Raw genomic sequence first — 9,514 nt, 5'->3', positions numbered from 1 at the left:
GGTCGTGCCCGGTCGACCGGGGCAGGGCGGGGCGGGGCCGTGATAAAGGGCCGGGCGTGCGTACCTTCTGCATCAAGTGTCTGCGTCCTGAAAGCGCGTGCTACTGCGCGCATGTCCCCCAGCTCCAGACGCGCACGCGCGTGGTGTTCCTCCAGCATCCGAGGGAGCGGCGCGTGGCCATTGGCACGGCGCGCATGGCGCACCTGTCGCTGACCAACTCGGAGCTGCACCGGGGCGTGGACTTCTCCGGCCACGCGCGGCTGGAGGAGCTGGCGAAGAACCCGGAGCGCGTCGCGGTGCTCTTCCCGGGCGAGGACGCCATCTCCGTGGAGGAGGCCCAGGCGAATCCTCCGGAGACGCTCATCGTCGTGGACGGCACCTGGCCGCAGGCGAAGAAGGTGGTGATGCGCAACCCGGTGCTCGCGGCGCTGCCGCGCATCGGCTTCGTGCCGCGCCGCCCCAGCAACTACCGCATCCGCGCGGAGCCGGCGGACCACTGCGTCTCCACCATCGAGGCGGTGGCGGAAATCCTGGGCCAGCTGGAGGGCAAGCCCGAGTACTTCGACCGCATGCTGGGCGCGTTCGAGTTCATGGTGGACACGCAGCTGGAGCGCCAGGAGACGCGCACGGGGCCCAACCGCCGCCGCATCTACAAGGGCGAGTGGCGCCCGCCGCTGGAGCTGCGCTCGCTGGCGGATGCCGCGGACCGGCTGGTCCTCTTCTACGCGGAGGCGAACGCGCACCCGCTGGAGGCGGGCATCCCGCCGGAGCTGGTGCACCTGGTGGCGGTCCGCTACGCCACGGGCGAGCGCTTCGAGGCGGTCATCGCGCCGGAGCAGCCGCTCGCGTACAGCACGTCGCTGCACGTCGAGCTTCCGGAGGAGGAGCTGCGCGCCGGTGAGCCGCGTGCCCAGGCGCTGGCCCGCTTCGAGGCGTTCCTGCGCCCGGACGACGAGCTGACGGTGTGGACCTCGTTCGCCCTGGACCTGCTGTGGAACAGCGGCCTGACGCGCAGGGCCGCGCGCAACGTGCGGCTGGTCACCGCGCGGGCGCTCAAGGGCAAGGCAGGCGGCGTGGAGCAGGCGGTGGAGCTGCTCAAGGCGCCGGAGGTGGCGACGTGGGCCCGGGGCCGCGCGGGCCGCCGCATCAACGCACTGGAGGCCGTGACGCGTGAGCTGGTGGCGCGTGGCAACGCGACCGAGCCGCCCGCGAAGCTGCCTCGCACCGGCTCCGAGGGCTGAGGCCGCGAGCGTGGCCGCCCTGCGCGCCGTCGTCCCGGCCGCGTGAACGGTCGGGGCTTCCTACTACTGGCCCAGGCGCGCTGTGCCGACGCTGGCGTTCAGCGTGGTGGAGCCGGCGCGCCACGGACGGGCCTGCTCGCGGACCCAGCGGCCCATCCGGGCGATGAGGTAGCAGCCCACCAGCAGCGCCACGGAGGTACCCAGCGCCGCCGCGATGCCCAGCCGGGGACCGATGCGCTGCGCGAGGCCCGCGATGTCCGCCCAGCCGTACACCACCGGCAGGTGCAGCACGTAGATCCACAACGACAGCCGTCCCAGCGGCGCCAGCAGGCCGCTCACCCGCTGCGGCAGCAGGTTCACGACGCCCAGCACCAGCAGGCCCTGCGCCACGCGGTACAGCACCATCGTGGGACTGGTGGGCGTCCACTCCACGGGCACCCAACGGGTGAGCGCCAGCAGCGCTCCGCCCAGCGCGAGCAACGAGAAGCCCTGCGGCAGGCCCGGCTTGAGCAGGTGGAGGGCGTGCGCGGCGAACGCGCCCGCGAAGAAGAAGCCCGCCCAGGGGAAGAACGGGAAGCGGCTGCCCTCCCCATTGCCAATGAACTGCTGCAACGGCACCGGCAGGTGCGCGCCCGCGTCCCACATCCCGGCGCTCGCCAGGGGGATGCCCACCGCCAGCCCGCCCAGCAGCAGCGCCCGGGCGCCCCGGTTCGGCGTCACCACCAGCGCCATCGCGCCCAGGAGCAGCGCCGCGCCGATGCACTGAAGCGCGTCGAACTGGAACACCTTGCGCAGCATGGCTTCGGAGAAGCCCAGCGCGCGCACCGCGCCCCAGCCCGGCCAGTGCAGCAGGTAGCCCAGGAAGAGCAACAGCAGCGCGCGGCGGAATCGGCGGCCGAAGGAGTCCTTCGCGGCGCCCGGCTTCGTGCCCAGCGCCATCACCACCGCCCAGCCGCTCACCAGCAGGAACAGCGGCGCGGTGATGCCCCGGATCTTCCAATACTCCTGGATCCACGGATGGTCCCGGAACGCGGGCGCCAGCAGCGCGTCCAGCGTGTGACCCATCACCATGGCGAGCACGGCCAGTCCTCGCGCGCCATCCAACGCGGGGTGCCGGGTCTGCCGGAAGTTGAGCGAGGGACCGAAGCCTTTCAAAACGAGTCGAGCATAAGCCCACGTGCGGGCCTCGTCTCCAAAACGCACCAACCGTGGGGGTCGGCAAGCGTGGAAACGCGCCGGATTTTCACTCTCAGCCCAGGTCGCGTCCTCCGCGGAGGATGCTACAGGATGGATGCATGTCCGCCCGTTCCGCGCTCGCTGCCCTCGTGCTCCTCGCTGTCCCGGCCTCTGGCCGCGCCGCGTCCGGTGATGACTGGTTTGGCAGCGACAAGCCCAAACACTTCGCGGCGTGCGCGGCGGCCACGGGCGTGGGCTACGGGGCCGGCGCCGTCCTCTTCGATTCACCGGGCGCGCGGGCGCTCACCGGCATGGGACTGGGATTGGGCGTGGGGTTGGGCAAGGAGGTGTACGACAAGGCTCGCGGCAGCGTCTTCTCCGTGAAGGACCTGGCGTGGGACACCGCTGGCACCGCGACGGGGCTACTGGCCTCGTTCCTCGTGGACCGGTTCATCACCGAGGTGCTCCTGCCCCCCCGGAGCGTCGCCGTCGCCGGGCGTGGCGGAGGGAGCGTCCGGGCGCGCGCGGCGCTCCACGAACTTCAGCAGCAGGTCGCGCTGCAGCCGGGGCTCCACCAGCAGCAGGCGGCCTTCGGGATCATCGGAGTCGGAGACGAGCACGGTGACCTGCCGGCGCGGGCACTGGTTCATGCATCCGGTGGGCGTGACGCGCACCTGGCCGGCGAGGCCCTTCTCGGCCAGCTCCCCCTGGAGCCAGCGCGGCAGGTCCTGCCCTCCGCTCCGGGCGCTCTTCGTCAGGCACTTGCGGCAGACGAGCACGTCCACCTCCCGCCCCTTGCCGCCCGTGTCTCCATCCTGCATCCGCCGTCCTCCGTGGCGCCCCGCTTCCTGGCGGATGCGCCACTGCGTGTAACCGAGACCTTGAAGAAGAGGTAGCGGCGCGGGGATTGTTCCGCAGGAGGCTCGGGCCGCGTCCGCCGGGCCGCCGTCCGGGCAGGCGCTGCCAGACTGATGGAATGGGAAAGGCCGCGCCGTGGGTGCGACGTTCTGTCGCGACGCCAGCCGCCCGGGGCACTGGTACGGTGCGCTCCGCGCCGCATCCGGGAGGCTCTTCACATGACGCGAAATCGATTGCTGCTCGGGTTCACCCTGTCTGTGATGGGAACGGGCTTGTTCGCCGGTTGTGAGCGCTCCCCAGACAAGGCTCCGGAGGTGAAGCCGGCCGCGCCCGCTCCCGTGGCGGAGCAGGCTCCGAAGCCCACGGCACCGGATGCCGCGGCGGTGGCGAAGCTGGCGTCGCACTTCTTCCAGGCTCCTCGCAACCAGGCGCCGCTGCCCGACGACACCGCGGAGCAGGTGGCCCTGGGGCGCATGCTCTTCCACGAGCCCCGCCTGTCGAAGAACCACGACGTGTCCTGCAACAGCTGCCACGGACTCGACACCTTCGGCGTGGACAACAAGGCGCTGTCGGAAGGTCACAAGAAGCAGAAGGGCAGCCGCAACTCGCCCACCGTCTACAACGCGGCCCATTACATCGCGCAGTTCTGGGACGGGCGCGCCGCCACGCTGGAGGCCCAGGCGGAAGGGCCGATGATGAACCCGGTGGAGATGGCCATGCCGGACGCGAAGCGCGTCGAGGCCACGCTGTCCTCCATCCCCGAGTACAGCACGCGCTTCCGCACCGCCTTCCCCAAGGGGGGCAAGCCCGTCACGCTGGCGAACGCCGCCCGGGCGCTGGCCGCCTTCGAGCGCACGCTCACCACGCCGTCGCGCTTCGACCGCTTCCTCGCGGGGGAGCACGTGGCCCTGAGCGCGCAGGAGCAGCGCGGCCTGGAGGCCTTCGTCACCACCGGCTGCACCACGTGCCACAACGGCCCGGCGGTGGGCGGCTCTTCGTTCCAGAAGCTGGGGCTGGTGGAGGCGTACCCGGCCCTCACGGACGCGGGCCGCTTCGACGCGACGAAGAACGAGGCCGACCGGGGCTACTTCCGCGTGCCCACCCTGCGCAACGTGGAGATGACCGGGCCCTACCTGCACGACGGAAGCGTGAAGGACCTGCCCACCATGGTGCGCCTGATGGGCCGCTACCAGCTGGGCCGCACGCTGAAGGACGGCGAGGTGGACGACCTGGTGGCCTTCCTCAAGAGCCTCACGGGCGAGCTGCCCCCCACCGAGCGCATCTCCGCGCCGCCCCTGCCCCCCAGCACGAAGCGCACGCCCAAGCCGGACCCGTCGTAGCTTGCAGGAAACGTCGCGCCCCGCCCGGCGGGTGCTAAACCCTCGCGTCCATGACCTTCTTCTTCCATCTCCACTCGGGTCTTCGCTACCTGGTGCTGTTGTCCGGTGTCATCGCGCTCGCGTTCTTCGCGTTCGCGGTCGCCACGAAGCGCCCGTTCGACAAGGTGGGGCGCATCATCGGCGCGTCCTACTCCGGCTTCATGCAGCTGCAGTTGCTCGTGGGCATTGGCGTGCTGCTGACGCGCGGGTACTACCCGGCGCTCATCGGGCACATCGTGATGATGATTCTCGCGGTGGGCGCCATCCAGGGCCCCCTGTCCGCGAACCGCCGGCGCACGCCGCCCGGCTACGTGCTGCCGCTGGTGGGCACGCTGGTGTCGCTGGCGCTGGTGGTGGGCGGCATCCTGGCCATCCGCCCGGGGCTGTTCGTCTCCACCGCGTTCTAAAGCGCGCGGGTGAGGGAGCGAAGCGGCTGGGGTCTCCAGCCGCCTCGCCAGGCCTCTGCTAGCGACGGGCGCGCCGACGCAGTGCCAGGGGCACGAGCAGCCCGAGGAGCGCGGGCAGCAGGCCAGGGCTCGCGGTGCAACCGCCGTCATCCTCGTCCGGCGGCTCCTGCTCCGGGCCCGGGCCCGCGTCCGGAACGACGCCCGCGTCCGTGGTGCCGGTGCCCGCGTCCGTGCCGGTGCCCGCATCCACGCCGGTGCCCGCGTCCGTGGCTCCGCCGGTGCCCGCGTCCGTGCCGCCGCCCGTGTTCGCGGGGCAGTTACCCAGCGAGTGCTCCAGGGCTCCCAGCGTCGTCGTGGCGGGCCGGGGGCGCGCGCAGAAGTCCTCCGGCACCAGGGTGTTCCGCGGGGCCGCGCCGACGAGGACCGACACGTCGCCCTTGAGGGTCAGGTCGCCCTTGAGCGGCGCCACGTACCAGCCCGCCCAGTCGCCGGTCGTCACGCTCATCCGGTTCGAGCTCGTGGTGACGCTGGAGCCGTCGCGGTTGCGGATGAGGCCGGACATCACGTTGCCGATGGCCTCGCCAGTGGACGGGGCGTAGCGATAGTCCACGCCCGTCGTGCCGATGAACGTGTTGAACAGCACGCGCGTGTTCGCGGCCTTGTTCAGGTACACCGCGACGTCCGAGCAGTTCGCCACGATGTTGTTGCGGATGATTCCGTCCTTGTGCTCCGGCGAGCACGGCACGGTCGGGTCGAAGGCTGGCGCGCAGAACTCGTTCCCGGTTCCGCCTCCGCCAAACGACAGACCGATGCGCGTGTCCCCCGCAGGCTGGTCCTTCACGCACAGGACGCGGTTGCGCTCGAAGAGGCCGCGGTTGCCGCCGCTCTTCATGAATGCGCCGTAGGAGATGCCGCCCTGCTTGGAGAAGTCATGCAGTTCGTTGTCGCGGACCACCCAGTCGTCGCCCGTGTCGATGTTCAGCTTGGTCACGGGCGTGCCCGTCGCGCGCGCGTGCGTGTCGTAGATTTCGTTGTTCTCGATGAGGCCCCGGTGCGGGATCTCCCACACGCCGCCGGCGTTCTTCGACGCGTTCACCTTGAGCTGCGCGTTGAAGTCGCGCACGCGGCTGTTGCGCAGGACGAAGTTCTCCGCGTGGCCGGTGACGTGGAAGGCGTGCTCACAGGTCTGGTCGTTCGCGCAGATGCCCTCCACCGTGAGCCCGTCGAAGGTCCAGTACCGGCCGGACACCTTGAAGCCCTCCTGCGCGTTGAAGCGCACGACGGCCGCGTGGCGGTTCTTCGCGCGCACGATGATGGGCGCGGCCTGGGTGCCCTCCGCGGCGCAGTTGAGGTTCGCGTTGACGGTGTACGTGCCGTCCTCCAGGACGAGCTCATCCCCGGCCTTCGCGGACGAAAGCGCGGTCTGGAGGTCGGCCACGGTGGAGATGCTCTTCACGGCCGCGCCACCCGTCAGAGGCAGCAGGAGCAGTGCGAGGGAGACGGTTCTCAAGGGGGGACTCCCGGTACGAAGAGAAAGGGGGGCGCTGACGTTACCGGATCCCCACGCAGGGCAGGCTGCCGGGCGTGCGCAGGCATTCCGGGCGCTAGGGGATCCGCATCCGCGTGAACACTTGTCCTCTCATGGCTCGCCAATCCAGAGGCTCGCGACGGGGACGCTCCATTCTCACGGTGTCAGCGCTCGCGGGGGTACTGCTCACGGCTCCGGGCGCGTTCGCGCTGCCGTCCCAGGGACAGTCGCTGCCCGAGTTCTCCGCGCGCGACCTGACGAACGGGAAGCACGCGAGCGAGGAGTTGAAGGGCCGTCCCACGCTGCTGGTCGTCATCACCAACAAGGACGCGGGCGCCCAGATGCGCGGATGGTTCGACGCGGCGGACCAGCACGTCTCGGACTCGGTACACCGCCAGTCGCTCCTTGCCCTCAAGCTGCCGTTCTTCGTCAGCGAGGGCACCGCGCGCGGCAAGGCGAAGGGCCAGGTGCCTCAGTCCTACTGGCAGGACACCTGGCTGGACAAGAACGGTGACATGGCCAAGGCCCTGGGCCTCTCTCCCAGCGAAACCCCCTATGTCCTGGCGCTGGACGCGGAAGGACGGGTGCTGGCCAGCGTCCACGCCACCGCGGACTCTCAGGAAGCGCGGACCATCTGGTCCGCGCTCCGGTGACGCGGGAAGGCTAGTAGCGCCCGCCGCTGTCGAGGATGGCCTGCAGCTGCTGCTTGTCGTTGGAGAAGGGGAACGCCTGGTACAGCTGGTAGCCGTTCTGCGGATCCAGCAGCGTGGGCCGCATCAGGCGCACCACCTCCAGCTTGTCGTTGGAGAAGTTGAACTGCCCCAGCACGGACAGGATGTGCGTCACGAGGAAGTTCTCGTTCGGGGCCACCTGCGACAGGATGCGCAGCTTCTCGCGCGGGAAGGACTCGCGCACCATCGCCGCCGTGATGTTGCGGAACTGCACGTCCGAGATGGGCCGGACGACCGGCGGCGGCGGGGGCGGCAGCGGCGCCGGGTGGTTGACCACCACCGGCGCGGCGTCGTCCACGTACTCGCTCAGCTTGTCCAGCTCCTCCATGGCGTTGCGGATGCTCTCGCGGCCCTTGGCGTCCTTCGTGCGGGACATCGCGTCGCGCAGCGCGCTCTCCAGCCGGTCGATGCGGCGCGCCACCTGCTCACGGTCGATGACGACCTGGTTGCGCGAGGGCACCGGCATCGGCATCGGCTGGGGCATCGGTCCCGGGCGCGGCGTGGACTGGCCCGGGGGCGGCGGGCGGCGGAACTCGGCGCCGCCAGAGATGGTGACTGATTCCGCCGTTTTGGGCGCCGTCTGGGCCAGGGCCGCGGCGGAGGAGAGCAGGACGACGGCGAGGGTCAGGGCCTTCATGGTGTGCATCCTTGGGGGTGTTCGTGCTTCGTCCCATCTGACGGGCAAGAAGGCCGCTCATTCAAGCCCCCTCCCATCTTCCCCAGGAAGGCCCTGCCGTCAGGGCGGCTCAGCCGCGCTTGGAGACGACCTGTCCGTCGGCGCCAATCTCGTAGACGAGCGGCACGCCGGTGGCGAGCTCCAGGCCCACCACCGTCTCGCCGGACAGCTTGTCCAGGCGCATCACCAGGGAGCGGTTGGAGTTGCCGTGCGCCACGACGAGCACGTTCTTGCCCTGGCGCAGGTCGCCCGCGATGGCGCGGTCGAAGAAGGGCAGCACGCGCTTGGCGGTCATCTCCAGGGACTCGCCGTTGGGGGGCGGCACGTCAAAGGAGCGGCGCCAGACGTGGACCTGCTTCTCGCCGAACTCCTTGGCGGCGTCCGCCTTGTTGAGGCCCTGCAGGTCGCCGTAGTGGCGCTCGTTGAGGGCCGCGTCGCGGATGACGGGCGGGGTCTGCTTCAGCGCCTCCAGCAGGATGGCCAGCGTCTGCTGCGCCCGGCTGAGGGCGGAGGTGTAGGCCACGTCGAACTTCACGTCCTGGAGGGCGTCGGCGGCCTTGCGGGCTTCGGCGCGGCCCTGCTCGGTGAGGGGCACGTCCACGAAGCCGGTGAAGCGGTTCTCAAGGTTCCAGAGGGACTGACCGTGACGGACGAGGGCGAGGATGGGCATGGTCTCCCTGCTAGCCCAACCAGGGGCGAGGGGAAAAGAGGCAAGCCCCGTCCACCCGCCCGGCCCGTCGTCTTGCGGCCACGCTCCGGGGCGCGTCAGCCGGTGGCCTCGGTCTCCTGCTGGAGGCGCTCGCAGACGGCCGCCACCGCGCTCAGCGTGTTGAACAGGTCCACCATGCCCACCTGGAGGCCCAGGTCGTCCTCGATGCGGTTGGCCAGCATCGTGGCCAGCAGCGAGTTGCCCCCCACCTCCAGGAAGTGGTCCTCCGGCCGCACGGCGTCCACCCCCAGCAGCTCCTGCCAGTACCCGGCCAGCCGCGCCTCCATGGGCGAGGGGACTGCGCTCTGTGTGCTCATGGTGGGCTGCTCCGGATTCTGGATTTGCTGCAAATTGAGGAAAATAGAACTACCGCGTCAAGGCTGACCGCGCCAGGGCGAGCAGGCGGGCTTCGGCGTCCCCCGGTTTCTGGGCTTCCCTGGCAGGCTCGGGAGCCATGGACCACGCGAACGAGGCCGCGACGGACGCCGGGGACGAGGACGCGCCCATGGCGGTGGCGGTGGTGGGGCTCGCGCTGCGCTTTCCGGGGGCGGAGGACGCGCGCCAGTACTGGCGCAACCTGGTGGGCGGGGTGGACTCCATCACCCGGCTGGACGCGGCGGGCCGGGAGCGGCTGGGGCTGCCGCAGGGCGACGAGTGGATCACCGCGGCGGGAGTGTTGGAGGCGGCGGAGGGCTTCGACGCGGCGTTCTTCGGGTACCCGGCGCGCGAGGCGGAGCAGATGGATCCTCAGCACCGGGCGCTCCTGGAGTGCGCGTGGGCGGCGATGGAGTCCGCGGGGTATGCACCCC

Annotated in this window: 11 protein-coding genes; 6 read left to right on the top strand and 5 right to left on the bottom strand. The window is 70.8% G+C overall.

What is annotated here, in order from left to right; all coding sequences use genetic code 11:
* Positions 1 to 56 precede the first annotated feature (56 nt).
* On the top strand, positions 57 to 1,241 hold the full coding sequence (locus tag D7Y11_RS39380) for a tRNA-uridine aminocarboxypropyltransferase (protein WP_120581119.1): 1,185 nt from the start codon (positions 57 to 59) through the stop codon (positions 1,239 to 1,241).
* A gap of 63 nt (positions 1,242 to 1,304) precedes the next feature.
* Here the strand turns inward: D7Y11_RS39380 and D7Y11_RS39375 are convergent, their stop codons facing one another.
* The gene (locus tag D7Y11_RS39375) at positions 1,305 to 2,396 is read right to left on the bottom strand and encodes an acyltransferase family protein (RefSeq protein ID WP_233607543.1); all 1,092 of its coding nucleotides are present in this window, start codon (positions 2,394 to 2,396) and stop codon (positions 1,305 to 1,307) included.
* Between the two features lie 140 nt (positions 2,397 to 2,536).
* Here D7Y11_RS39375 and D7Y11_RS43980 point away from each other — a divergent pair, with 140 nt between their 5' ends.
* The 3 genes from D7Y11_RS43980 (at position 2,537) to D7Y11_RS39355 (ending at position 5,061) form a co-directional block, all read left to right on the top strand.
* Positions 2,537 to 3,313 (top strand): hypothetical protein, encoded by a 777-nt coding sequence (locus tag D7Y11_RS43980; protein ID WP_199753924.1) that lies wholly within the window; start codon positions 2,537 to 2,539, stop codon positions 3,311 to 3,313.
* Positions 3,314 to 3,493: 180 nt separating this feature from the next.
* Positions 3,494 to 4,615: a cytochrome-c peroxidase gene (locus D7Y11_RS39360; RefSeq protein WP_126936250.1), complete on the top strand. Its 1,122-nt coding sequence runs from the start codon at positions 3,494 to 3,496 to the stop codon at positions 4,613 to 4,615.
* A gap of 50 nt (positions 4,616 to 4,665) precedes the next feature.
* Positions 4,666 to 5,061 carry a hypothetical protein gene (locus D7Y11_RS39355; RefSeq protein WP_120600141.1) on the top strand — a complete coding sequence of 132 codons (396 nt, stop codon included), beginning with the start codon at positions 4,666 to 4,668 and terminating at the stop codon, positions 5,059 to 5,061.
* 58 nt (positions 5,062 to 5,119) lie between these two features.
* Here D7Y11_RS39355 and D7Y11_RS39350 read toward each other — a convergent pair whose 3' ends face one another.
* Entirely contained in the window at positions 5,120 to 6,571 is a 1,452-nt protein-coding gene (locus D7Y11_RS39350; protein ID WP_121755880.1) for a chondroitinase-B domain-containing protein, read from the bottom strand.
* Between the two features lie 131 nt (positions 6,572 to 6,702).
* Here D7Y11_RS39350 and D7Y11_RS39345 point away from each other — a divergent pair, with 131 nt between their 5' ends.
* Complete coding sequence (locus D7Y11_RS39345; protein ID WP_126936249.1) at positions 6,703 to 7,242, top strand: hypothetical protein; 540 nt, start codon at positions 6,703 to 6,705, stop codon at positions 7,240 to 7,242.
* A 10-nt stretch (positions 7,243 to 7,252) separates the two neighbouring features.
* Here the strand turns inward: D7Y11_RS39345 and D7Y11_RS39340 are convergent, their stop codons facing one another.
* From D7Y11_RS39340 to D7Y11_RS39330, 3 genes are all read right to left on the bottom strand, one after another.
* Positions 7,253 to 7,957: a DUF4476 domain-containing protein gene (locus D7Y11_RS39340; RefSeq protein WP_158624566.1), complete on the bottom strand. Its 705-nt coding sequence runs from the start codon at positions 7,955 to 7,957 to the stop codon at positions 7,253 to 7,255.
* A 109-nt stretch (positions 7,958 to 8,066) separates the two neighbouring features.
* The gene (locus tag D7Y11_RS39335; protein ID WP_120581125.1) at positions 8,067 to 8,666 is read right to left on the bottom strand and encodes a 2,3-diphosphoglycerate-dependent phosphoglycerate mutase; all 600 of its coding nucleotides are present in this window, start codon (positions 8,664 to 8,666) and stop codon (positions 8,067 to 8,069) included.
* Between the two features lie 95 nt (positions 8,667 to 8,761).
* The gene (locus D7Y11_RS39330) at positions 8,762 to 9,022 is read right to left on the bottom strand and encodes a phosphopantetheine-binding protein (protein WP_120600146.1); all 261 of its coding nucleotides are present in this window, start codon (positions 9,020 to 9,022) and stop codon (positions 8,762 to 8,764) included.
* A gap of 137 nt (positions 9,023 to 9,159) precedes the next feature.
* Here D7Y11_RS39330 and D7Y11_RS39325 point away from each other — a divergent pair.
* Positions 9,160 to 9,514: beta-ketoacyl synthase N-terminal-like domain-containing protein (locus D7Y11_RS39325; protein ID WP_306770489.1), on the top strand; the 355-nt coding region annotated here is incomplete at its 3' end.

The sequence above is a fragment of the Corallococcus sp. AB018 genome (assembly GCF_003986945.1).
GTDB classification, from domain to species: Bacteria; Myxococcota; Myxococcia; order Myxococcales; family Myxococcaceae; genus Corallococcus; species Corallococcus exiguus.
Note: the sequence above shows the minus strand (reverse complement) of the source record. Positions and strands in the feature narration are given on the sequence as shown.